23 protein-coding genes, 3 tRNA genes and 1 pseudogene are annotated in these 23,548 nt (G+C 48.5%); 13 read left to right on the top strand and 14 right to left on the bottom strand.

What is annotated here, in order from left to right:
- Positions 1–93: 93 nt before the first annotated feature.
- Positions 94–450 carry a methionine-R-sulfoxide reductase gene (locus WC777_01650; protein ID MFA6023902.1) on the top strand — a complete coding sequence of 119 codons (357 nt, stop codon included), beginning with the start codon at positions 94–96 and terminating at the stop codon, positions 448–450.
- Here the strand turns inward: WC777_01650 and WC777_01645 are convergent.
- Together WC777_01645 and WC777_01640 are read right to left on the bottom strand one after the other, a co-directional pair.
- On the bottom strand, positions 431–811 hold the full coding sequence (locus tag WC777_01645) for an RDD family protein (protein ID MFA6023901.1): 381 nt from the start codon (positions 809–811) through the stop codon (positions 431–433). The two genes, WC777_01650 and WC777_01645, sit on opposite strands and share 20 nt — an antisense overlap.
- 28 nt (positions 812–839) lie before the next feature.
- Entirely contained in the window at positions 840–2,030 is a 1,191-nt protein-coding gene (locus WC777_01640; protein ID MFA6023900.1) for a DEAD/DEAH box helicase, read from the bottom strand.
- 181 nt (positions 2,031–2,211) lie between these two features.
- On the opposite strand from WC777_01640, the gene WC777_01635 reads away from it, so the two are divergent.
- On the top strand, positions 2,212–3,198 hold the full coding sequence (locus WC777_01635) for a hypothetical protein (GenBank protein ID MFA6023899.1): 987 nt from the start codon (positions 2,212–2,214) through the stop codon (positions 3,196–3,198).
- Positions 3,199–4,049: 851 nt separating this feature from the next.
- On the opposite strand, the gene WC777_01630 is transcribed toward WC777_01635, so the two are convergent.
- Both WC777_01630 and WC777_01625 read right to left on the bottom strand, forming a co-directional pair.
- The gene (locus tag WC777_01630) at positions 4,050–4,499 is read right to left on the bottom strand and encodes a DUF1761 domain-containing protein (protein MFA6023898.1); all 450 of its coding nucleotides are present in this window, start codon (positions 4,497–4,499) and stop codon (positions 4,050–4,052) included.
- 62 nt (positions 4,500–4,561) lie between these two features.
- A tRNA-Ser gene (locus tag WC777_01625) sits at positions 4,562–4,649 on the bottom strand.
- Between the two features lie 74 nt (positions 4,650–4,723).
- Between WC777_01625 and WC777_01620 the strand changes: the two genes are divergently transcribed.
- A complete protein-coding gene (locus tag WC777_01620) occupies positions 4,724–5,467 on the top strand; it encodes a hypothetical protein (GenBank protein MFA6023897.1) in 744 nt (247 codons plus the stop codon).
- Here WC777_01620 and WC777_01615 read toward each other — a convergent pair.
- Complete coding sequence (locus tag WC777_01615) at positions 5,439–5,888, bottom strand: DUF2000 domain-containing protein (GenBank protein MFA6023896.1); 450 nt, start codon at positions 5,886–5,888, stop codon at positions 5,439–5,441. The two genes, WC777_01620 and WC777_01615, sit on opposite strands and share 29 nt — an antisense overlap.
- A 15-nt stretch (positions 5,889–5,903) precedes the next feature.
- Positions 5,904–6,797 (bottom strand): hypothetical protein, encoded by an 894-nt coding sequence (locus WC777_01610; GenBank protein MFA6023895.1) that lies wholly within the window; start codon positions 6,795–6,797, stop codon positions 5,904–5,906.
- Between the two features lie 292 nt (positions 6,798–7,089).
- Here WC777_01610 and WC777_01605 point away from each other — a divergent pair, with 292 nt between their 5' ends.
- The 3 genes from WC777_01605 (at position 7,090) to WC777_01595 (ending at position 11,171) form a co-directional block, all read left to right on the top strand.
- The gene (locus tag WC777_01605; GenBank protein ID MFA6023894.1) at positions 7,090–7,860 is read left to right on the top strand and encodes a DUF4256 domain-containing protein; all 771 of its coding nucleotides are present in this window, start codon (positions 7,090–7,092) and stop codon (positions 7,858–7,860) included.
- 125 nt (positions 7,861–7,985) lie between these two features.
- Positions 7,986–9,986, top strand: coding sequence for a hypothetical protein (locus WC777_01600; protein ID MFA6023893.1), 2,001 nt, complete (start codon positions 7,986–7,988; stop codon positions 9,984–9,986).
- A 123-nt stretch (positions 9,987–10,109) separates the two neighbouring features.
- Positions 10,110–11,171, top strand: coding sequence for a hypothetical protein (locus WC777_01595; protein MFA6023892.1), 1,062 nt, complete (start codon positions 10,110–10,112; stop codon positions 11,169–11,171).
- 158 nt (positions 11,172–11,329) lie between these two features.
- On the opposite strand, the gene WC777_01590 is transcribed toward WC777_01595, so the two are convergent.
- Positions 11,330–11,419, bottom strand: a tRNA-Ser gene (locus WC777_01590).
- Positions 11,420–11,566: 147 nt separating this feature from the next.
- Here WC777_01590 and WC777_01585 point away from each other — a divergent pair.
- Together WC777_01585 and WC777_01580 are read left to right on the top strand one after the other, a co-directional pair.
- The gene (locus WC777_01585) at positions 11,567–12,178 is read left to right on the top strand and encodes a LemA family protein (protein MFA6023891.1); all 612 of its coding nucleotides are present in this window, start codon (positions 11,567–11,569) and stop codon (positions 12,176–12,178) included.
- Entirely contained in the window at positions 12,178–13,020 is an 843-nt protein-coding gene (locus WC777_01580) for a TPM domain-containing protein (GenBank protein MFA6023890.1), read from the top strand. Before WC777_01585 ends, WC777_01580 begins: the two co-directional genes overlap by 1 nt.
- 69 nt (positions 13,021–13,089) lie before the next feature.
- Here the strand turns inward: WC777_01580 and WC777_01575 are convergent, their stop codons facing one another.
- The 3 genes from WC777_01575 to WC777_01565 form a co-directional block, all read right to left on the bottom strand.
- Complete coding sequence (locus WC777_01575) at positions 13,090–13,308, bottom strand: DUF378 domain-containing protein (protein MFA6023889.1); 219 nt, start codon at positions 13,306–13,308, stop codon at positions 13,090–13,092.
- A 167-nt stretch (positions 13,309–13,475) separates the two neighbouring features.
- On the bottom strand, positions 13,476–13,763 hold the full coding sequence (locus tag WC777_01570) for an RNA-binding protein (protein MFA6023888.1): 288 nt from the start codon (positions 13,761–13,763) through the stop codon (positions 13,476–13,478).
- A 117-nt stretch (positions 13,764–13,880) separates the two neighbouring features.
- The gene (locus WC777_01565) at positions 13,881–14,510 is read right to left on the bottom strand and encodes an NAD(P)H-dependent oxidoreductase (GenBank protein ID MFA6023887.1); all 630 of its coding nucleotides are present in this window, start codon (positions 14,508–14,510) and stop codon (positions 13,881–13,883) included.
- 323 nt (positions 14,511–14,833) lie between these two features.
- On the opposite strand from WC777_01565, the gene WC777_01560 reads away from it, so the two are divergent.
- Complete coding sequence (locus WC777_01560; protein ID MFA6023886.1) at positions 14,834–15,316, top strand: hypothetical protein; 483 nt, start codon at positions 14,834–14,836, stop codon at positions 15,314–15,316.
- Between the two features lie 18 nt (positions 15,317–15,334).
- Here the strand turns inward: WC777_01560 and WC777_01555 are convergent.
- Positions 15,335–15,428, bottom strand: a tRNA-Ser gene (locus tag WC777_01555).
- Between the two features lie 148 nt (positions 15,429–15,576).
- Here WC777_01555 and WC777_01550 point away from each other — a divergent pair.
- A complete protein-coding gene (locus tag WC777_01550) occupies positions 15,577–16,461 on the top strand; it encodes a hypothetical protein (protein ID MFA6023885.1) in 885 nt (294 codons plus the stop codon).
- A 326-nt stretch (positions 16,462–16,787) separates the two neighbouring features.
- Here the strand turns inward: WC777_01550 and argS are convergent, their stop codons facing one another.
- Positions 16,788–18,542 (bottom strand): arginine--tRNA ligase, encoded by a 1,755-nt coding sequence (argS, locus tag WC777_01545; protein MFA6023884.1) that lies wholly within the window; start codon positions 18,540–18,542, stop codon positions 16,788–16,790.
- Between the two features lie 72 nt (positions 18,543–18,614).
- On the opposite strand from argS, the gene WC777_01540 reads away from it, so the two are divergent.
- Positions 18,615–19,859 carry a hemolysin family protein gene (locus tag WC777_01540; protein MFA6023883.1) on the top strand — a complete coding sequence of 415 codons (1,245 nt, stop codon included), beginning with the start codon at positions 18,615–18,617 and terminating at the stop codon, positions 19,857–19,859.
- 7 nt (positions 19,860–19,866) lie between these two features.
- Here WC777_01540 and WC777_01535 read toward each other — a convergent pair whose 3' ends face one another.
- Complete coding sequence (locus tag WC777_01535; protein MFA6023882.1) at positions 19,867–20,967, bottom strand: L,D-transpeptidase; 1,101 nt, start codon at positions 20,965–20,967, stop codon at positions 19,867–19,869.
- Positions 20,968–21,104: 137 nt separating this feature from the next.
- Between WC777_01535 and WC777_01530 the strand changes: the two genes are divergently transcribed.
- Entirely contained in the window at positions 21,105–21,953 is an 849-nt protein-coding gene (locus tag WC777_01530) for an RNA polymerase sigma factor RpoD/SigA (GenBank protein MFA6023881.1), read from the top strand.
- Positions 21,954–21,956: 3 nt separating this feature from the next.
- Here the strand turns inward: WC777_01530 and nrdR are convergent, their stop codons facing one another.
- On the bottom strand, positions 21,957–22,406 hold the full coding sequence (gene nrdR, locus WC777_01525) for a transcriptional regulator NrdR (GenBank protein MFA6023880.1): 450 nt from the start codon (positions 22,404–22,406) through the stop codon (positions 21,957–21,959).
- A 16-nt stretch (positions 22,407–22,422) separates the two neighbouring features.
- On the opposite strand from nrdR, the pseudogene WC777_01520 reads away from it, so the two are divergent.
- Positions 22,423–23,187, top strand: a pseudogene (locus WC777_01520) (PrsW family glutamic-type intramembrane protease).
- Positions 23,188–23,548: the final 361 nt, after the last annotated feature.

Here is a 23,548-nt window from a genome sequence, read left to right as displayed (position 1 = left end):
TGTTTGGCGCTCATCCACAATACGCTCGACTAGAACTTCCCGTCCAGCCCAGTCAGCTTTATAATGAAAGCGACATCCCCTCACCCCAAAATCATGTCAGAACCCCTTTCACCGGAAGAAGAAAACATCATCGTTCACAAAGGAACGGAAGCTCCTTTCACAGGCAAATACGATAGTTTTTTTGAAAACGGAGTCTATCTTTGTCGTCGTTGTGAGACACCGCTCTACGCCTCAAAAGACAAGTTCCATTCCGGCTGTGGTTGGCCCAGTTTTGATGAAGAGCTCCCGGGTGCCGTCCTGCGTACACCGGACGCCGATGGGCGCCGCACCGAAATCACTTGCAAGAACTGCGGGGCCCACTTGGGACATGTTTTTGAGGGCGAACAGCTCACTGAAAAGAATGTTCGCCACTGCGTGAACTCCGTCTCCCTTAAATTCAGTCAACTTTAACCACAAAGGTTTTAGCAATTTTGTCATGCCACCCTTGTTTTTTTGCGTCGAAACCAATCCAGAAAAATCCAATACAAAGCACAATTCCACTCACAAGGTAACCCAGCACACGCAAAAGTACGGTTTGAATTTTGATGGGTTTTCCTTCGGTATCCACAATGCGCAATTTGCAAATCATTTTGCCGGGAGTAGCTCCTTTCCATGTCCAAAAACCAATAATGTAAGCGAGAGAAATCAAGCCTTGCCACCCTTCATTGCCGCCACCAAAAAGCAACCCACCAAGCAAAGCAAGAATAATGGCATCAATGAGATAAGCTAAAAAACGGATCCAGAATCCGGCGTAATGAAGAGAACTTGGCATGGGAGGGAAGGGTAAAAGATACCCCAGTTTAGAACCGTCTATCCACAAAGGTCAAGGCATGTCCCTTTTTGCCCGCGCGGCCCGTTCGTCCAATGCGGTGAACATAGTCTTCGTAGGCCTCCGGAGCTTCGTAATTGATCACATGGCTTACATTCGGAATGTCGAGTCCTCGAGCCGCCACATCCGTCGCCACCAAAATCTTAATGCGATGGGCTTTGAACGCATCCAATGCCCGTTGGCGCTGAGATTGTTGTTTGTCTCCATGAATACAGGCCACCGCAAATCCCACATCTTCCAAAAAGTGCGTCAACTTATCCACGCCTCGTTTGGTGCGTGCAAAAATCAAAACTTTATCGAAGTGTTCTTTGCGCAAAAGATCCACCAACATCCCAATCTTATTGTCGGTTCGGCTCACCCAAATCACATCCTGTTCCACATTCATGGCCGTTTCTTGTTTCTTTACGGAAATGGTCACGGGGTCATGCAAGAAGGAATGAATCAAATCCTTTACCTCTTTGGGCAAAGTGGCCGAGAAGAAGAGAGACTGTCGCTTTTCAGGCACTTGAGCCAAAATATGGCGTACATCATTGATGAATCCCATATCCACCATGCGGTCCGCTTCATCCAAAATCACACGAGTGAATTTAGAAAGATCCACGGCTCTTCGTTCAATCAAATCTTTAATTCGTCCCGGTGTGGCAATCACAAAGTTGGGATCGGTCTTAAGGTCGCGAATTTGACGATAAATCGGCAATCCGCCCACACAAACCACAGCTCGCAAACGAAGTCCGCGGCTAAAGGCCAAAAATTCTTGAAAAATTTGAGTCGCAATTTCTCGAGTGGGAACCAAAACAAGCACGCGCTCCTTAGGTCCGGGCTGAATCGCTCGGTGCAAAAGGGGAATCAAGAACGCCGCCGTTTTCCCAGTTCCGGTGTTCGCAATTCCAAGCACATCACGGCCCTCCGAAATCGGCAAAATGCTCGCATCTTGAATGGGAGTGGGGAACTTGTAGCCCTTATTGAGGATATTTCCGCGCAACTGAGTGTCCACGGGGAGGTCTTTAAACTCAAAAGAAGGGACAAAAACTTCCTCGGGAGTCGGCTCAACCGCCTTTCGTATAAAAAGAGCGGGATCAAGTGAGGATCCTTTACTGGCGCGGGAAGGTCTGGGTCTCCTACCTGGTGCGGGTCTTGAATTCGGTCTGCGGTTTCTAAACATTTGCGTTAAGTTTAAAACAAAAATATCCACAAGTCAACTTTCACTTTGTGTGGAGACCACAAAATCTCTTAATGTTCATAAATACACCCTATCAAAGTTCCTGAAATATGCCAAATGGAGTCGCAGGCCATTGCATAACCTCTATATATATGGTACTATTACTAGAATTTAATTTAAAACCATGACTAACAGAATAAAACCAGGCACAGACGCAGACTTAGTTGGCGGCTTGCCGGCCAGTACCGACCCTGAAAAACTAGGTGCGGACATGCAAAGGTTGCAAGAGGCCCTGAATGGTATAGAGGTAACTGACCCAGCGGTAAGAGCATTTATAGAGTCCATTCAGCTGCAATCTCAACATGTGGGACACACTACTTCAGGAGTAGATATGGATGGTCCTGATGGGGGAGAATCCCAAGATGCCGATACTGACGAGGGAGTAAGTGCAGAGGCGAGTGGAGATGTCGAAGGGAGTGAAGAACGACTTGATGAACGGTTGGCCGCTTGTCTTGAAGAACTAAGACGGGATTTTGACCGAGGGATTGTTCTTATCGATGAAAACGCAGGACCCACAGATTATACCCGTGCACTTAGACTAGACAAAACAGCTGGCCAAAAATGGGAGACTCTTAAAGTAAGATTACTTGCTAAGGGTGCTGAACTTCTTAAAAAAGCAGCAGCTATGCCGGGAGGTGCATGTTTAGTGGGTGTGTATGAAAATGGCGAGTTAGCAATCAGACAACGCAGCCAAGACATTATGAGTGCAAGATGGACTAAAATGTGGATAGATGGATCGTCCGATAAAGGCGAACTTCGTCTCTTGCCTTATGCAGAAGCAAAGGCACTTCCTGATGGACGATGGGCAAAACCCGCCGAAATTATTCAAGCAGTAAAGGCAGCGGGCTATCATGCACCCGTCTACCCCGGCGAGCTCGAGAAGAAAGGTCTTGTTGCCGCTTCAGAAGTAGTCACGGGTGGTCACTATGTTATGAGTCCAGATGGAGATGGGAGGCGCAGTGCGATATTTGAATGTGATGAGGATATAGATGATGAGTCCATGGTGTACACCGTGGCGTTCCATCCTGAGAATCGTGGGACGGTCGTCCTCAAGAGCAGTGCTTTCCGTCGGTTAGATCATTGTGGTGCGGTACTCTGGCTAAGGGGTTAAAACTATTAGTCTTTACTGGTGGGTAGTCGTAAACAGCGCTCGACGAGCCACTTCCAAAATATAAATGGCTTTCTTAAGCCAAAAATCGAAGTAAAATCTGTGCGTGCGCACCGGTTCTTGACTTTTTTAAAATTTTATTCAGAATACAAGCTTAATCAATTTTTATTGACCATATGACAAAACAGCCCACAAATTTCTCAGAAGAAGGGGATGCGTATTGGGATAAAAACATAAAGCCTAGTATCACTGAGATAGAAGGAACTTCATTTCGGCCAAGAGTAGACGAGGGTGATTTGGGCATGGCTCATCATCTCAGTGAGCACACAGGCGACTTTAAGCGGCAGCTAACATACCACGGCTTTGACGGCGGCCACCCTCGTTCCCGATTGCCAGACGGAGGATTACAAATTGACCAACTTAAATGGGGGAATTTTCCAAGTTTAACCACAAGATTGGTCGCATTGAAATCATCGTTTGCTACTGATTACTCTGACCAAGGAGTGCTCACCGCCCTAACTCTGCTTCATGGTAGAGCACCCGATGCAATACATGGCCCTTTACAAGTGGAAGTCCGATCGCCGGATCACAGGCCTGCATTTGACGGCCGTTTCATCCCTGTAAGAGCTACTGATGGCCGCGTCTATTATATAAATGCTGAAGCCCTTGATGGAGGAGTCACTGTCCCTTTTCGGCATCGCTTAACGGATCTTCTGAAGGCAGAGGTTTGTGCTCCAATTATTACTCATCTTCCTTCAGGAGTAGTATCCCTAAGCCTAAATTATAACAGTGGTTGCGGGAGGCGCTGAATGAAGAGATTGGCGGAGAGTCGTGCACGACATTAGAACCGCCTTTTATACGATCAAAGTGGCCACAAACGCGATAATGAGGTAGCTGATCAAGTTGGAAAAGCTATCTGAAAAGAATCTCTTCCATGCAAGACCGCCCTCAGAAGTTCCCCAGAGGATGTTTTGACCAATCATTGGAACCGTGAAAGCGATCCAAATGAAAATAACATAAGAGTAGACAGCATTAACGGGCCCACCGTTTTGAACAGTGTAGCTTGTCACAAAAGCGATGAAAAACGAGGTCACAAAAGAAAGCACCATTTGTGCCAAATAAGTTTTCCACATTTTGGGTTTTGCCTCCTTTATTAATTTTTCTTTTTGTTCTTTTGATAACTTGTCGAAACCGAGGTATTGCATGTGCCATCTTCCCATAGGTGTTGCACCCGAATACCAAAAGGTGCCCACAAGCGCACTGATCACCGCTCCCAAAAAGCCTACTAAAATAATGTTTGTCATATATAAATGATTAAATTAATGCGGAACCATTATAAGATACTATTCCTAAAAAAGAAATAAACTGGCGGAGAGAGGGGGATTCGAACCCCCGATGCCCGAAGGCATGCCGCTTTTCGAGAGCGGTACCATCAACCACTCGGTCATCTCTCCTCTTGGGCGAAGTCCAATGGACAGTAAAGCAGGTCTCTTGTAAAATGACCACTTTAAACGATAGAAGCGTCCAAATGAAAGATGTCCCATTAGCACGAAAGCTGGACCCCGATGAAAGCCCAGAGGAGCTTAGAAAAGAAGAAATAAGGAAGCCGTTAAGGGTTTTAATCCTAAAATTGGTTGCCCGCTTGCAGGGGCACATAGAAATAGAGAGGAAAAACCCGGACAGCGTATCCACAGCAGATATTGCGATTCAGGAAAATAAAAAGTTCCTCGTTGCAAACACGAGTCGGGCAGACTTTGAAGCCCTTCTTCCAGATCTCTGCCAACCGATGAGTGCGCAGTCCTACTTCGTAATTTTGCTCACTCATTTGAAGAACTTTCTGCCTTCCCAGGCATATCCCGTCCTTGAACGAATAGCAGAGAATCAAGGGTCACAAACACTCAGGGCTTACCAAGCAGCCCATCAAAGCCAAATAATGCAAGCTACAGGGCTTGCATGCGAAGCACTTGAAGACCCAAAAACCAAAGCCCTCGCGATCCTGAGAGAAAAGGTCAAAGCTCTCCCTAGTGCCGATTACTATATAGTGAGACTTGAACACTCCAAAAGAAGCGGAAAGCTGATGTATTCAAAGATCCAAGCCGTGCCAATCGAAGATCCAAGATATCAAAATGCCTCAGTGGAGACCTTGGAAAAATGGGTCAAGCAGGGCAAAGTGCTTATGCATGTTTTTGGAAACGCAGCCATCTGGCTCGCCGTCAGGCCCGAAATATTTGATGCCTACGATATTAGCGGAACAAAGAAAACTTCCCGGTAAACTCCCGGAGTTCTTCGGTACCGCCAAAGAGGCAAATGCCAAAATAGTCCAGATCCGCTTCGCTGCTTTCGCGCATCGCGTCCAGCGCGCCCTCGGTCCCCAGCACCATCCCACGGGTGAATTCATTGAACGGAATTCCTCTTCGCATCGCCTCCGCGCGCACCGTTCGAATCTGATTGGAGTTTTCAGCCTTCAGCACAATAAAAGGGAAGTGTGAGGCACCAAAGTGCTCGCCGGCCTCCTTATCAGGGTAGTTCAAAAAACACAAATCCTCCGCCCCCACAAGGCTTGCCGTGCCCGCCGCCATATGCCCCAGCGCATTCATGAGCTGCGGAATTTCCACTTTCTTATTCAAAACCGCCACAAAACGCTTCGAATCCTCAGCGGGAAGAGCGGCAATATCTGGTGCAGGATGCTTCATCCGAGCCATTCTAACTTAAATCTGCGGTGTCTGTCCACGAATCGCCGCAACGGCCTCGGCAAGGTTTGGATAGCAAGTTTTATCCAGCGCACTTCCAGGCTCACCGCGCCGCTTAGGCCAGTCGCTCACAACAAAGGGGGCGGCCGGCTCATGGCTTGGATGAAGGGCTATTCTATGTGAGAGCTGTTCACGAGAGGGGCCAACGCCAGCAACATACTTCCGACTCAACTCCCTCGGGTGACATTGACCCCAGAGCTGCGTAGGGAAGAAGTGAAAAACCCGGGCATTCAAGTTGTCAGTCAAGGGGGGAAGCGCCTCCGCGGGGACCGTAGAATAAGCATCCATAAAGACACGCATGGCGCTCAGAGCCTCCTCAATAGAATCAAAGACTTGGTCAAGGGGATAGCCTCTTTCTTTCGGGATAGCACTGTTTGCAGATCGAATCACTTGAAAGCGTTGTTCACCTCCATTTCCTCTTTGGAGTTTGAGTTCCATCAGGGACAGTTTCCTAAAATCTCGTAAATGCCCAATAACTGTATTTGAATTCAGACCATTCCACAATTCAGGCGGAGCACAAAAAACAAAATGGGAATGTCGAAAATCGACGACGCTGGGCGAAGCCACGGCTCCCGCTTCAGTCCTTTCAGTCAACGGAAGGCTGAGAGCACCCTGCACAGCATTGAGCGCACTCATAAGATCTGGATGAATGGCCTCATCCAGTCCCTTCAAGCCATCCAGTTCTTTTGCATGCATGCTTGCATCCAATTGGACCAAGGGAGTCCCCGACACTCCGTTTAAAAAAACGACTTCATCCCAGTTTCCCCCGGCCTGCATATGGCCCACCCCATCTCCCCAACCTATATGCTGCGCCGGCTGAAAAAATCCAACACAGTGTTCACTGGGAGCCATACGCCTATGATAAGGTCCACCATCAGCCATAAAACACAGAAAAAAGACTAAGAAGAGACCGTACCCCTCAGGGCGGACCCTGTCAAACAGATGTAATATCGTAGCCAACCCGAGGTCTTCACCAAAAAAGTTTCAGTAAAGTGTCGATAGTGGACTGACAATCCAGACAATTCAATGTGTTTGCAAAAACGGGTTTGGCTCACGGATTTTAGTTTCCTAGTATAACGGGAAGGGGGTGGGGCTTGTTGCGATATAGGATATGTGCTATAATCACTAGATTTAACTTAAAAACATGGCAATCACCAAAGGTCCCGATAACGATGATGTCACCGCAGTACCTATTGCGCCAACTGTACTTGATGCCACGGATGCTGGTCTTGATGATCCAGAGGTACAAGCGAAGTTAGGTGTGGAAGGCACGGCTCTTCTAAAGCGAGTAATTGCTGAAATGAGAGATCGTCAAGCTGTAGCTGATCTTATTGAAGTAGACTCTGATGGTCTACCAAGAGAAGTAGAAGGTTCCTCTGACCTTTCTCCCGAGCAAGTTGCTTTTATGGGAACTCTTAGAGCGCGTTACGAAGAGAATGAACACCATCTTGCCTGTCACGATGCGGTAGCGTGGTCAAAAGTTGAAGCGAAATTAAGCGCAAACCCAGTAAAACTTGATGCCTTGAAACGAATGGACGATTCAGGAGGTGCTCCTGATGTGACTGGAGTCGAAGGAGAAGATTTCATTTTTGATGAGTTAGCAGCAAAACTGCCAGACTCTCGTAGAAGAGTTACTTATGCTCAAGCAGTTGCAAGAGCAGAAGCGATGGGTGGTGGTGTAAAATTGACTCGTCCTGAGCGCTATGAGGTTCTTGGGATCGATATGGGAATTGAGATGGACACTGAAAATGATTGGGTATGGCTTGATTCAGAAAACCCAAATCCAAAATACGGCGGACTAGTCTTTGGCAGTGCGCTCTTTGGTGATCACTACTATGGGGGGGCTCGCGTGGAACCGCAGGATGCTGAATCTTACGATGATGATGGCGCGTTCCGTTGCTCGCTAAGGGTCTAATCTTCAAAAGACCACCGTCTCCATGTCTGCAGCGGCACGCTCATCTTTCTTCAAGATTTCGTTTCGTAGAGTTTGACTTGTTGTATGAAAGTATTATAATATTATAGCTATTCTAATTTTTTGACATGGATCCACTCTCTCCTAGACCAAGTATCGAATCACATGAAGCTCGTGAAGCTGAACTCTTGTGCCTTTCAGCTACTCATAAAAACACATTGGGGGATTTGCTTAATGAGCTTTCAGAGGCGCAACTGATGGCCTGCCGGGGTTTACAAGCTGACCAACTAGAACTCGTTCTTCAGCAATTAGGAAAAAATCAATTCGCTCAACTCACTCCTGAAGAAATCATTTCCTTAGGAAGACTCAGTTTAGGTCACATGCAGCGACTGGCTTCTCTTCCCGTAGAGGAGTGGATACATAAAGGAGTGAAGTGGCTTTCCTCTTTCTCAAGCATACCTCCAAGCTACATCGATCATATAGGAGGTCCACATGCCCTTTTGCCAGTGGAGTCTGAATGGCTTTCGAGCCTTGGATTTCTCCTGGAGAAGGAAGAAAGAGTAAAGTTGACTGATGATATAAGCTGGCCAATCTTATCCAGGCTATCTCGGGAAAAACTCAGAGAGCTTCATAATATTTCTCTTGATGCTGTCAGCCAAACTCCAGGAGCCGTTGCACGAATGGTTGCTCCAAACGATGATTCTATTTGGGATGAACTGCGGTCAACGACCAGTCGACTTCGAGTGGGTGAGCCTCGATTGGCTAGTGATCATGTAAAAGTGCTCAGTGCATGGTCAGCACGCGAAAGAGCATCTTTTTTAAAGGAAGCAGGGCTGGAGTGGATAAATAGCTTAACCGCAGAGCAGGTACTTTACCTGAGGAGGATGTCGCCCCAGTCTTTGGATTTTTTAGGAAAAGAACGAATAAAGCAAATGGACCCATTCGTGATCCAGCAATTGGGAGAATTTTCAGTAGATCAACTCAAGGAACTGAATGTGGATTTCTTTCTTCAGCCACTTCCGATTCTTCGACCCACATTGTTATTCTACATGCGTCCTTTGAGACCCTCTCTCATTGCTATACTTCCCTGTGATCTGTTAGTTAGCCTCTGCACTCGAGAATCATTATTAGAAGATGAGGTTCTCAAGAAAAAAATAACTAGGACGACGACTTTTACTGATGAGGAGTCTGGACAGGATCACCACTATAAAGCTAGCACGGTGGATTTGAGTCTGATTGCCCCGGGAGCCTTTTTTAAGCAACTGAGCCTCTTAACCGATGAAGAAGCCAAGTCTTTGGTGTCTGAGGGCAGCCTGCCTCGGATGACTTGCGGCGAACTTTCTGAAATAATCACTGAGCGAGAAGCACATCAGCGCAAGGCCTATGTAGACGAGATTCACGAGCCATTTCAAGCTATGCGGACTGCAGTCAGTCAGATTTCCCCTGCAATCCTTTTGCTCTGGACCCCAACTGAAATTTCTTGTTTGGGATTGCCAAAACTAAATCTACTTTGGCGTTTAAGCAAGCAGGAAGATGTCATGTCTAGGGTAGAAAAATTGGGGAAGCAAACTATAGAAGTCCTTTCTGCTGACTGTTTGGAAAGGGTTCTTGTTTTCCCCGAGGGAATATTCCAATTTTTAGTGGATCGGCATAATCAGGGACACTCGCTAAGTGATCAGCTCGTGAACAGTGCTGTCCAAGATTACAATGCTGTTTTGCTTCAAGATACACCTTTTCTAGATGAAGCAGCTCGTGCGGCTGCGGCAAAACTCCCATTAGAAACAGCTCAGTTTTATAGTAAATATCACGACGAAATCCCTGAATTAGAAAAGAAGCCGGCGACTTGGTTTGAAGCACTTGCTCCACTTTGTCGACAGGATCCTAGGTATAGAGATTCTACATATTCTGATCGAATCCCTCGTGTTTACTTGTTTCATATTACCGAGGAAAAACTCCGTTTGTTGGCTGGAGGAGGCGTAGATACTCGTACAATAGAGAGGAATCTAGATCTGGTTAATCGTGTGGGGCACCCTTCATTCCTTGCAATGACAACAGAGGAATGGCGCGAGTGCATGGCTCAAATGGAGCAGCTTCATGCTATAAAATCACCTATGTCGTTATGTGACTAGGCAAGCTTAGAACCGCTATCGAGGCTAATCATACAGAGTTCAATGTCTCGCAAAAAAGTTTTGACAAACTCGAATAAGCAGGTAGCATATACTACTTGTCTATAGCCTCTTAAAGATTTAACCGTGAAACCAGTGTCACAAATCAGAGAAGTTATCGCCGCACCTAATGGACCACAGCCCTTGATGGAACTTACCATTAGGGAAACACTATTGTCTGATTTCGAACAGTGGATAGGAGGACTCAGTGGCTCTCAACTGACTGGAACTGAACAGCTCTTCTACATGGCACAAAATGAAATGGAGGCTCAACTGCTTAGAGCTCGATTATCATGGCTCAGCCATGAACGGCAATGTGATATTACAAAAAAAATCTTTATACGAGTAAATGGGGCGGAAGCGCCCAAAGTTGAAGGCCATTTACAGGAGCCACCCATCGTGCCTTCTGGACAGTTAGATACTTTAGTAGGGCACTTCGCGCAAACGAGGGTGGAGGATGGAGAGGTCACAATCACGCTACCCACTGGTGTAGGAACTCTCTTCGTGTCGAATCCAGACGGAGCTCTCGTAACAGTAGCTGAACATCTTGTAGAAAATCGGTTAGCTGTTCATAGTCCTCTTGGTCCTTTGCGCTCGGATTTACCACCACAAGTGTTAGATTTTGAAGAGTGTCTGGATGAAAATGAACTAGCCAAGCTTCCCCCCTCACTTCAGGCAGTACTAACTAATCAAGCTCACCCATTCAAATTCCAACCATGGACAGGCCCTCTTAAAAAAAACGATAGTGGTCTTTTGGTTATCCCCGGTAGAGGAATGATGACAGCTTTTTTTGTTACCGGCTTAAATGAAAGGGATGAAGGAGCCGAGGTAGTTCGAACACGCCAAGTGGTGATAGGTACATCGCCATATGTTATAGAATACCCATTGGAAGAGACTAATCTTCACCGCTTACCCAGACAAGAAGGTGGTTTTCATTTTGCGTTGGCAACTTGGAATCCTGAAACAAACTGGGAGCGAGGAAATTTCATCGAGAATAGGTCTAACACTATTATAGGTCGTAGAGATGTATGGGGAAATCGTCAAGGCCCTCAGACTTGGTACACCCCGGTCTATGCTAAAGGTAGGTATGCAGGGGGATGGGAAGACATATACCATGTTTCGGTCTTCAAATTGACGGAAGACAGGTAGTACTGACGACAACCGTTCTCCATGTTCTGCTTTAGAATCAATTCGTCTACGGTGGCGGAGAGAGAGGGATAGACGCTTCGCTTCATCCCCCTCTTCAGTCTGCTGCGCAGACACCAAAAAACTATCTGACCCTTTGGGCCAGCTACTTTTTTAGCTCCTGGCGGAGAGAGAGGGATTCGAACCCCCGAAGAGCTTGCGCCCTTAACAGTTTTCAAGACTGCCGCCTTCAACCACTCGGCCATCTCTCCTATTGGGCGGAGCCCAATTGGCTCCTGTTAGTGCTAAGCCATGAGGTCGCGTAAGCGACAACCATAGCCGCCTCAAGGTACAGAGACTGGCTTTGGATTTCAATGGAATTTTGTTATGATGCACACATAATCCTTAATAATCACACTATGGCAAAAGCAGTAAAACGCTCGTCCACCGGGCTCTTGGTGCTTGGAGGAGTTCTGGCTCTACTCGTTATTTTTGCACTCTGGCTCATGGGACTTTACAACGGGCTCGTGACTCAAGAAGGAACCGTGAACAACACTTGGGCGCAGGTGGAGGTGCAATACCAACGCCGTAGCGATCTTGTGGCGCAGCTTCTTCCCACCGTGGAAGCCACTGCGGAATTTGAACAAGAAACCCTCATCGCCGTGACCGAAGCGCGCAGTGCATGGGCGCAAACGGCAGGAGATCCCAACGCCAGCATCGAAGAGCAAATGGCCACGACTCAAAGTTTCGACTCCGCTCTCTCTCGCCTGCTGGTAACGGTTGAGGCATACCCCGAACTCACCGCCACCGAAAGTTTCCAATCCTTTCAAATTGAACTCGAAGGCAGTGAAAACCGTGTGGCCGTGGCTCGCAAGGATTACAACGACGCCACCACCGTTTACAATGTAAAATTACGCGTGTTCCCCACCGCCATGTTTGCGGGAATGCTTGGATTTGAAGCTTATCCGCTGTTTGAATCGGACGAAGGTACGGAAGACGCTCCAGTCATTGAATTTGAAATCGGAGAATAATGGATTTCATCTCAACCGCTTTTGCCGCTATCGATCTCCCCGCGCGCCCAACTGGGCCCGCGGGTGAGGATTGGTATATTTTGGATGAAGCCGGCGTGCTTTCGGACACCACAGAGGCTACTCTGCAAGTACAGCTCAGCACACTGGCCGACGAAACAAGCACCGGCATGGTGGTTGTCACCATTCCAACACTCAACGACTACCCCATCGAAAGTTACGCTTTGGAGTTGGGCCGCGAATGGGGAGTGGGGCAGGAGGGTTTGGACAACGGACTTGTTTTCTTGATCGTCCCGGAAGACAGAGAAATGCGAATCGAAGTGGGCTATGGGCTCGAAGGCGCCATCACAGACCTCCAGTCCTACCTGATTTTAGACAAAGTGGCCACTCCCTATTTTAAAGAAGGAAATTACGATCAAGGGGTATTGGAAAGTGTTGCGGAGTTGGAGGCTTTGGCTCGCGGCGAGCCGTTCACCGTTGAAGAGTCTGCGGCGTCTGATGTTCCCATCGCAAACTTTCTGGATATTTTTCTTTTCCTCATTCTCCCGCTCGGCTGGGCTCTGCTCAGTTGGTTCTCCAGCACCAAAGCATGGTGGATGGGCGGAATTTTTGGAGGAATCTTTGGCGTGATTGCGGGAGGTTGGCTTGGACTCGGAATCGGCGCACTTGGAGGACTTTTTGTGGATTTCATTCTTTCCACCTTTCTTTTCTCAAAAATCAAAGGGCCCAAGGGTAGTGGATTTTGGATGGGCGGCGGCCGGAGTGGCGGAGGATTTGGAGGAGGAGGCTCCAGCGGCTTTGGCGGCGGAGGATTTGGGGGAGGTGGAGCCTCAGGGCGATTTTAGGCACCGCACAAGCGGCACAGTCGGCACAAAAAAAGGACGCAACGGAAAGTTACGCCCTCTTTAAAAAAACTATTTTCTCTTGCAAGCGGTGCACCAGCACCCGCCAATTTGAACAAGAGCCGCAACACCTACAACAATGTAGACGACGCGTTCTACAACTGGCCAGCTTCCAAGAAGCTCACTCACGAGGTTCCATTCGAAAACCCCGATGAGACCCCAGTTGAGGGCTCCGATGAGGACGAGAGCAGCGGCGATATTGTGGACAACGCCGCATCCTTTCCATGCCATCATAAACGGTGGAGTTAAGGATAAAGGTACAAAAAGCATTATATCAAACCTTAAAAAGGTGCCTAGCGGAATGCCTTTGCTCTTTTAGAAAATCTGGTCTCGCTCAACAAAAAAAGCGGACCCGGAGGCCCGCCTTTCTTTATAAGCAAACCCTTTCGGGTTCGTTCTTAGTAACGATCGTCTCGTCGAGGTCGTTCTTCGCGAGGTTGAGCCTCGTTTGCGAAGATTTGTCGTTCTCCCATGGTCATCTGACCGTCTCCTGCTTGCGCAACAGCCGCTTCAGCTTCTTCCATAGTGGACATTTCTACGAATCCGAATCCCTTGCTACGACCGGTTTGACGGTCTTTGATGATCACAGCGGTGTCAACAGCTCCAAATTGCATGAAGAACTCACGAAGTTGGTCTTCCGTTGCATTGAAAGGAAGATTTCGAACGAATAATTTTTTAGTTTGCATAAATATGTGAAATTAGAATAATGGACTTATTTTTGTGATTTCGACCCGCCGTGAGTGTAAAAGACATTTGCTTTGACTGAACGGAAATACAACACGGTCAATTCTACAGGATTTTCCTTACAAGTCAAGGAAAAGTTCTTCCTGGGAATAGCGGACCTTCTTGGCACCGGCATATTTGTCTTCAGCGGAGCGCATTCCAACGGCACAAATCACCGTGGCGTGGAGCCCTTTTGCAGGAAGTTCCAGAATTTCGTCGTACTTGGACGCATCAAAGCCTTCCATGGGAGAGGCATCGATGTTCATCACGGCACAGCTGGTGAGTAAATTGCCAAGCGCCAAATAAACCTGTTTGTCGGCCCAAACGGCATAAGTCTCCGGGGTGAGTCCGCTCACAAAACCGAGGATCATCTGTTTATAAGCATCAAAGCTGGAGGCCTCAACTCCACGAGTGGTCGCGCTCAATTGAATGAATCCCTCCACATAATGCTCATCGATTTTATCTCGTCGGCACAGCACAAAAAGATCCGCCGCATCGGTCACTTGAGGCTGCCCCCAAGACACCTCGCGCAGCTTGGCCCGCATTTCCGCACTCTTCACTCGCACAATTTTATAAGGCTGTAATCCAAAAGAAGAGGGCGAAAGCTGCAGCACCGTTTTAAGCGAAGCCACTTGCTCCTCCGTCAACTTTTGCGCCGGATCAAACCCTTTCGTTGCGTAACGCCAATTGAGCTGTTGAATCAAATCCATTTTGTGTGAGGTTAAAAAGTCGTCGTGGACCATCATACACGATTCATGTGGGATTACCAAAGGGTACCAGACACGGTTTTTTAAACATTTTGATGACTCAAGAAGTTCGCAAAAACACATGTGCCCGGGCACAGATTTTGCCTCAATTTATGGCTTAAGTAAGCCATTTAGATTTTGAAATGAGCTCTTCCAATAGCCCAGAGCCCGCAGACGCTTGACGGAAGCACAGAAAAAGCGTACAATGTGCTTTTTAAACCATAAATTATGCCACTCAGTATCTCCCAACCAGACGGTGGAACAGATAGTAGGGAAGAATAAATAATTTGGCCACTAATCCGGCAGACCTTGGCCGTGCACAGGTTGAAGTTGCAGAAGAATGGACGGAACTATACACAAGCGGTAAGCCCGAATTGGGTGCAGACCCGCTTACTAGCATTGAAATTACTCTGAGGAATCCTGCTGTGTACGCACGCAACCTTGATTCAAGATTATCTCCAGCTTTGCTAGAGGAGTGGAATAAATTATTTGACTTTATCAGAGGGGTAGCTGGCCTTGTTAGTTTAGAAGCAATTGATCCGGAAGCGATGGGGTCTCCACTGGATTACATGCAGAGTTTACTTTTTCGCGGCCAAGTCAACCCAGCATACAGGCGTACTGTGGCGGATATAATCGACGCGGCTTCTAGGCTATTTGAACAATCGATCAGCAGTTTGCCGCCACACCGCGATGCTCAATACCTCTCGGGAAATGTTCTTGCGGCCAAGGGCTGGCTTAAAACAGCAAAAAGACAATACAACCTAGAATAGTTTTACTGGTAAAAATAATGGCGGAGAGGGAGGGAGTCGAACCCTCGATACGGCTTTAACACCGTATAACGGTTTAGCAAACCGCCGCCTTCGGCCACTCGGCCACCTCTCCTACTGCGCGGAGCGCAGAGTGTTCCTCTGTCCCCGCCTGTTACCCCTCAATTTAAAAGAGCCACCACAGTCTAGGGATTTCGCTTTCTGCAAGCAAGTAAATCTTCCTCTGAATGGAGAATTGTGCTACAATAAGAAGATCGTTTCTCATGAATCCATCCCTCCCATTCAATCTGGAAGAAAGCAAAGAGAAGGCGCGAAGCGCCGTGCTTTCGGCGGGGGAGGCAGCGGAGGAGTTTAGACAGGATTTTAAGGCTTTCCTAAGCCAAATCATTCGCCCGGACTCGTGGCGTGACGGCCTCAAGTTGGTGACGGCGGGCGGCCTGGGCCTTTTAAAGGACATCCAGGAGCTCCTCACGCAAAAAAACTGGTCACCGGACAACTTGGTGCGGCATCTTGACCAAAATCTCGAAAAAATTGTGCAAAAACACCCTGAACTTGCGGTGCAGTGGGAAAACACAAAAACCAGTTTCAATTATGCCAAAATGAAAACCGATGAAGCGCTGGATCACATCAAAGAAATCGCCAAGCGCGAATACGGAAAATTCGACCAGGAAAAAGTCCTAAATGCCGTGTGGGGCGGAGTGAAAGAGGAGATCAAGATGGACATCGCTGAATTAATAAGTCGATTTAATCATAAAGAAGATCTAAATGGATGAAGCAGCGGAAACATTGGCGGCAGTAAAAAGGCTCAAGGAGGCCGAATTGTCACCCCAAGCACGCGACGCTCTCGATGTCATTGAGGCTGAGCTCAGTGCCGCAGAACCAAGAACATGGATGGATACATTCAGATCTCGCGTGTCGAAGGCCATGACATGGGTGGGGATCGGGGCTGTGGGCGTGGCAACCATTGGAGGTCTTGGCTATGTGGGCACACAAGCGGTAGAGGCTTTTCCGACCGCGGTGGAAACTGCAGCAAAGCGGGAAGTAAAAGAAAGAGTGGAAGCCGTTCAGCTGGCCTTTGCCGACCTACAGGGTGCGGCTGGAGGCCTCTTGTTGAAACTCTACGATTTTATGATTGCCCTAAAAGATAAGGCCACGACCGCAAAAGGACTCAGCGAACTGGCCAGCAGCATGTGGGATGGCATTTGGGCCGAGGGTAGAGATTATTTTGCAACCGGCGACAAGTCACCGGACAAGCTTATTGCCACAATGAAAGAAATGGTTGCCAGCGATGCTGAATTGAGTGGCAAGATGGAGGCTATATTCGCCGCTTACGAAAATCTCAAAATCAAAAAAGATGCGTTTGAGGCGGTGGGCAAGGGTGCTTTTGAGGCCAACGATACAGATGCACTTGAATTCTTTGAGGATTACAAGCGTGAATTTTGGATGGAGATGAAGGGCAAAGGCCGAGAGCTTTCTACATCCTCTCCAGCACCGGAATCCCCAAGACACTGAGGCCTGATTTGAGCGCATACGAAAAGGCGTAAACCAGCCCGAGGCGGCTACGTTTTTGGAGCTCGGTTTCGGCGCCGGCCACCGAAGTGGTTCCATAAAAGCGGTTGAATTCTTGGCAGAGCTCATAAAGCGCCGTACAAATGCCGTGGGGTTTTCGTTCGTCCAGGGCTCGCTGCAAAACATCCGGAAATTTCACCAAATGGCGCACAATATTTTTTTCCGATTCCTTGCTGAGCTCCGGCATCCCGCTCAAAGGAAGGTCGCCCACCTTGGCAGCGATGCTGCGGGCACGGGCATACGAGTAGAGCAGGTAAGGTGCGGAATTGCCCTCGAGCGTAATGATTTTATCCCAATCAAAGACAATGTCTTTGTTTCGGTCTTGCGACAAAATGGCGTACTTCACACTGGCCACGCCCACCGTTTCAGCCGCGGCTGCAAAATCTTTCCGGGGGAGTTCGGTACCGCGATTCCCCGAAAGCTCGGCAGCGCGCTTCACCGCTTCATCCAGCAAAAATTCCAGACGAATCACATTGCCTTTTCGGCTGCTCATGGACGCGTCCGCAAAACTCATTCGGCCAAAAGAAATATGCTCAAGTCCGGTTCCTTCGTCATAACCCAGGGCCTTGGCGATGGCGAAATCTTGCTTAAAGTGCAGCGACTGCGCCGTGTCCACCACATATAAAATGCTTTCCGGATGCCAGGTCTCCACGCGGTATTTCACCGTGGCGATGTCTCGCGTCAAATACAAGGAAGTCCCATCCGCCTTTTGAATCAAAGCCGGCACCTCCCCCTCACCCATATCAAAAATCAAAGCCCCCCGCTCCCCCTCCACAAAAAGGCCGCGCTTTTTCCCTTCCTCCAAAATTTCATCCGCCATCTTGAGGTAAAAACTCTCCCCGGTGATGTGGTCGAACTCGGTTCCGAGCCGCGTAAACATTTTCTTCAAATCCTCCAAACTCTCATGCACAATCCATTTCCAGAGTTCTATCCTTGGCGAAGCCGAGTCCGCCCCAGCCTCCTCCATATCCTCCTCCAAAGCTTTAAAAATCTTTCGGGCCTCCTCCTCCAAATCCGGATTTTTCTCAGCCTCTTCATGAAACTTCACATACAGCCGAGTGAATTCATCGTTGGGGTGTTTGTGGATTTCATTCATATCGCCCCACACTTCAATGGCGTAAATAAGCTTTGCAAAATTCATACCCCAGTCTCCCAAATGGTTGATGCGCACCACGGCATGGCCCATAAAATCCAACAAGTTCGCAAGGGTATCTCCAATCACGGTGGAAAGAATGTGGTGCACACCCATGTGTTTGGCGGCATTGGTGGCGCAATATTCCACAATCACAGGTTTATCGTGATCCTCGGACCGCCCCGCCCCTGTCTCCACGCTAAAACCTTGCTCCAATTGTTTGAGCATCTCTGCCAAATATTCATCACTGAGTTTTAAGTTGATGAAACCGGGCGGCGCAAACTCCAGCGACTCCACGCGGTAATCCTTTGGGAAATTTTCAATAACCTTTTCGGCAATGGTTCGAGGGTTTTCTCCAAATCGTTTGCTCAATTTAAAAGCAACACTGCACGCATAATCTCCGTGATCTTTATTTTTGGGTTCCTCCAGCCCAACAGATTCAAAAACCTCCTCGGGACTGAGTTCGGGGAAGGCCCCCAGCACCGCCTGACAAAAAACAGCTTTGAACTCTTGTGCTAGAATTTTCATGCGGGAACTATAAGCCACTTGTGAGACGAGGTCAAAATATGTTAGACTCTCGTTTGTTTTTTAAATCACAACTTGGATCCTGCCCTAGGACTCGGCCTCATAGCACTCTTCGTTCTCCTCTCCGCATTCTTTGCGGCGGCTGAGACGGCAATCAATTCCTTGTCTCCGGCCAAGGTGCGAACTTTGCTTGAGGAGAAGAAACCCGGGGCACAGCAATTGGATTGGCTTAAGAAGAATTATCACCGCACGCTCATCGCGGTCTTGTTTGGGAATCAGTTCGTGGATACGCTTGCCGCTGCGGTGGCCACGGTTTTGGTCACGGAAAGATTCGACTCCATCTATTTGGGAATCGTCTCCGGAATACTCACCATCGTAAGCCTTATTTTTGGCGAAGCCCTCCCCAAGTCTTTAGCCAGCGTGCACGCACAAAGCGTGGGGCTCTTCCTATCACCGCCCATCCGTGTTTTTGTGTGGATTTTAACGCCACTCGTTTGGCTCTTGGACCGCTTTATAAATCTGATTTTGCGCGTACTCGGTTCATCCAAACAGGCTCAAGTCACCGATGAAGAACTCATCGCCATGGCTTCCATTGGAGCGGAAGAAGGAAGCATCGACGAACACGAACTGGAACTCATCGAAAATGCCTTGGAATTCAACGATATTCCCGTGGAAGGCATCATGACTCCGCGCGTCCATGTGGATGCGCTGCCCGAAACCTTTAAATTGGATGAGGCGAGCGAGTTTGTGGTTCACCACACGCACACGCGCATCCCCGTGTATCGCGACAATATCGACAATATTGTGGGCATTTTGTCGATCAAAGAACTGCTCAAACAAGTTCACACGCAGGAGGATCCGGAGCACACCAGTTTGCGACAAATCAAGTTGCTCACGCCGCTCAAGGTGTCTCACTCCATGAAAGTTCAAGATCTGTTCAGACAGTTTAAAAAGAGCCGCACACACATGGCGGTGGTTTTGGACGAATACGGAGGAACGCTGGGCATCGTGACCATGGAGGATCTGCTCGAAGAGTTGGTGGGGGAGATTGAAGATGAACAAGACATCGCGGAGGAAAATGTTAAAAAACTCGGACAGCACGACTACGAACTCAGCGGCCGCACCGAGCTGGACGACCTGACGGAACTCATGGAAGTGGAATTCACTCACCCGGGTTACAAGACCGTGAGTTACTTTATTATTGAAGAATTGGGTCATCTCCCCAAAGAAGGCCAATCCGTTGTGTTTGAAGGATGGAAGTTCACGGTTTTACAAATGCTCCGCAGCACCATTCTTAAGGTGCGCCTGCAAAAAATTTAGCGCGTGACTAGCGAATATTCACCGGCGTGCCGATGTTCGTAAAGTTGTACGCGGTTTCAGCGTCTTCCGGCAAGGTGCGCACACAACCGTGGCTCACCGGCGTTCCGATGTGTTCCAAAGCTTCGGACCAAAAGGTTCCGCCATCGTTGACCAAATAGGGAAGCGCGTGAATTCCGTATCCTCGCCAGTCCCACAATTGGAAGTAAGGCATGCGGTAATTGGGGTAGGCTTGTCCCACGCGAAGTTCTTGTTTGGTGAGCACTTTGTAAGCTCCACGGGGCGTGGGGGTGGCCCAAGCTCCACTGGAAACCGGCATGCTCCACACCGCAATGTCACCAAATTTAGCAAACATGGTTTGGTCCGCGAGCACAATTTCCAAACTTCGTTCCAATCCGCTCAATGACCCGGCGTCCACCGAAATATCCGTCACAAAGCTGATATCATTTTGCATTTGTTCCGTGGGCGTTCCCACTGTGATATCCACACCAAAGTCAGATCCAATCCACGCCTTGTCTTCAATCACTCCCTTAAAAAATTCTCTATAAATATTGTCTCCCATGGGGGCGACACTTTGAAAGTTAACATGAAACTCTTCCCACGGATCGACATAGTCTTCACTCATTTGGATGCGGTTGGTTCCGACCCATCCGGTCACTGCATGGTCCGCATCCCCAAAAATACTGGCTCGGTCTTGGGCTTTTTGGGTTCCCACATTGAAGACGGGGAGTCCGTAACAATTGGCGTCATCAGCAAACAATCGAGTGTTTCCGGCGTTCACAAAGCTCATGCTCACACTGAACACCTGTCCACCTTGTATGCCTTCTTCCACCTCCACCCCGTTGAGTTGCACGCTGTATTCAGGCGTTTCGGGCATTTCATATTGGCAAAAGGACCACTCGCCATATTTGCCGAGCACGGCGCTGGCTTCCAACACTTCTCCATCCAGGCTGTAGGCTTCCGGATCGATGCGCACCACGGTATCAAAATAAACTCCAACTGCCGCCACAAGCGGCTTATTGAAGAGAGAAACCTGCAGATGATCATTATTAAAGATCCCCAACAAAAGGGTCACAACGAAGGTAAACGAAGCAAAGAAAATAGTAAGCAAGGGGCGGCGGATTAAGTTTTTACAGGGACGGGGCAGCATGGTCTTTTTGTTTTTGTATTCAAAAGATTATACCAAAAAAACAAGAAACTTGCAAGAAAACCGAACAAAGTGTTTAATAGGCAACTAATATCAGCAGTATGGCCCTCCAAAAACCCGACACTTACCGTGAAGCGTTGAGAGCTGTCCCACTCCTTCATCGTGAAGATGAGACGGAATTGGGTAGGATGATCCAAGAAGGGGGGGCGAATAGTGAACTCGCCAGGCTCGAAATGATCAAGGCAAATTCCCGTCTGGTGCTCAGTGTCGCCAATCAGTACAAATACCGTGGACTCCCATTTGACGATCTGGTCCAAGAGGGGATTTTGGGCTTAATGAAGGCGGTAGAAAAATTCGATTATAGTCGTGGGATCAAGTTTTCCACCTATGCGACTTGGTGGATTCGTCAAAGCATTGTGCGGGCTATAGAGAACACAAGCCGTACCATTCGTTTACCAGTCTACAGAGCAGCACTGATCAATCGTGTCCGGGAATACAGAAAATTTTTCTTAATAACTCACAAGCGCCAGCCAACCCTCGAAGAGCTGGCCAAAGAATTCAAAGTGACTCCAAAAACCTTATTGAATGTACTCCAACTCAATAAAGGAACTTTACCATTGGAACCGGCCCCGGGCGCTGACGAAGAGGGTTTATCCATAATCGGCCGTCTAAGAACCGACCAAGCCTCTGATCCGGAGCTTGAAACAAGGCGCAGAGAATTGCGTGGTTTTATTCGAGACTTCATGGACGCTGCAGAGTTGGAGGAAAGGGAGCGGTATGTTCTAAGGCGTCGGGTTGGTCTGGAAGGAGATCCCGAGGGGTCGAGCCTGGAAGACATTGGAAAGGAGATGGATTTAACGCGTGAAAGTATCCGACAAATTGAAGCCAAGGCATACCGAAAAATGAGAGCCACCGCCGCCATAAAACCGCACCTTGCTCAAGAAAAATAGTTCCTACTTCCCCAACAATTTATTGAGCTCTTCTTTGAACTCGTCCACATCTTTAAACTGGCGGTACACGGAAGCGAAGCGGATATAAGAGACCTCATCGATGACTTTGAGTGCGTGCATCACATCCCGGCCGATGGTGTCACCGGGGATTTCTTTGCCGCTGGTGCTCCACACTTCCTCCAGGCGGTCGATCATGCCGCTGATTTGTTCTTGGGTCACGGGGCGTTTCTCACACGCGCGCCACACGCCATGCTCCACCTTGCTGCGGTCGTAACTTTCCCGCGAGCCATCTTTTTTCACCACAATAAAATTGGCGGTTTCCACTTTCTCAAAAGTGGTGAAACGGTAGTCGCACTCCTCACATTCGCGCCTTCGTCGAATCGATCGGCCTTCATTGGCTTCTCGAGAGTCCACCACCGAAGTGGCTTTATATTTGCATTTAGGGCAAATCATCGGGTTAAATAGTGACATGTTCAGTAGCTTTACACAAGACGACTGGATCCGGCTCGCCATCGTAATTATTCTAGCCGCTCTCCCTGCCCTCATCTGGTCCGTACTTTTATTTAAAGGACGGAAGACTTCGCGATGGCCCCTCTTGCTCGCCTTTTTCTTGGGCACACTCACGGTTCTCCCCCTGGTTCTTTTGTACGATTTTTTGTGGGTGCGCTTCCCGGTACTCAATATTTATAACGCCATTGAACAGAACATCACTGAGGTGCATTTTGCCGCGATCTTGTCTTTGGTGGTGGTTGGAATTCTGGAGGAACTCACAAAAAGTGGAGTGGTGCGCATCATCGGTAAAACACGCATTGGAATCCAAACCATCAACGACGCGGTAAAATATTCAATCCTGGCGGGGCTCGGTTTCGCCTTCACGGAGAATATTTTTTATTTTATGGAAGTGTGGAAGCAAAGCGGCGTGGTGGGCTTACTCCCGGTCATGATTTTTCGCTCCCTCTTCACGGTCTGCGCCCACATGGTGTTCTCGGGGATTTATGGATATTTTTATGGAATTTCCAAGTTCGCTCATCCCATTATGGAGACCAAATTGTGGATGGGAGAACGGTCTTTTGGGGTGCGCGTGCTGTCCAAAGTTCTCGGCACCGACGAAGCCAAGGCTTTTTCACAGCTCATGCTGATTAAGGGACTGTGCATCGCCATGCTCATTCATGCCGTGTTCAACTCTTTCCTCGAATTCAATATGTTTTTTCCGGTGGTCATTTTGGTGGCGCTCGGTTTTGTTTATCTCCTCTACCTTTTGGCGCACAAAGCCGGTGCCATTGTATTCGCCTCCACCGGCCGCAGTGGCTCCATGGCGCGGCGCGATGTGGATACGGTGCTTGAACTCTTGGGCATGTGGACGCGCGAGGGCCGTTACAAAGATGTAGTGGACATTTGCCAGCGCCTCCTCCTGCGTGACCCCGACAACAAGGTGGTCCAACTTTTTCAGGCCAAAGCCATGGACAAACAAAAGCTCGACAATCTCGAACACTCGTTCACTTCACTATTCCAGTCCGAAGAAAAACCCATGGGCGATTCCAGCCTCCGCGCCTTGGTCAAACAAAAAGTCCTCATGGAAATGCTCAAAGAAAAAC

This window comes from Candidatus Gracilibacteria bacterium, from assembly GCA_041661045.1.
GTDB lineage: Bacteria > Patescibacteriota > Gracilibacteria > UBA1369 > 2-02-FULL-48-14 > 2-02-FULL-48-14.
Note: the sequence above shows the minus strand (reverse complement) of the source record. Positions and strands in the feature narration are given on the sequence as shown.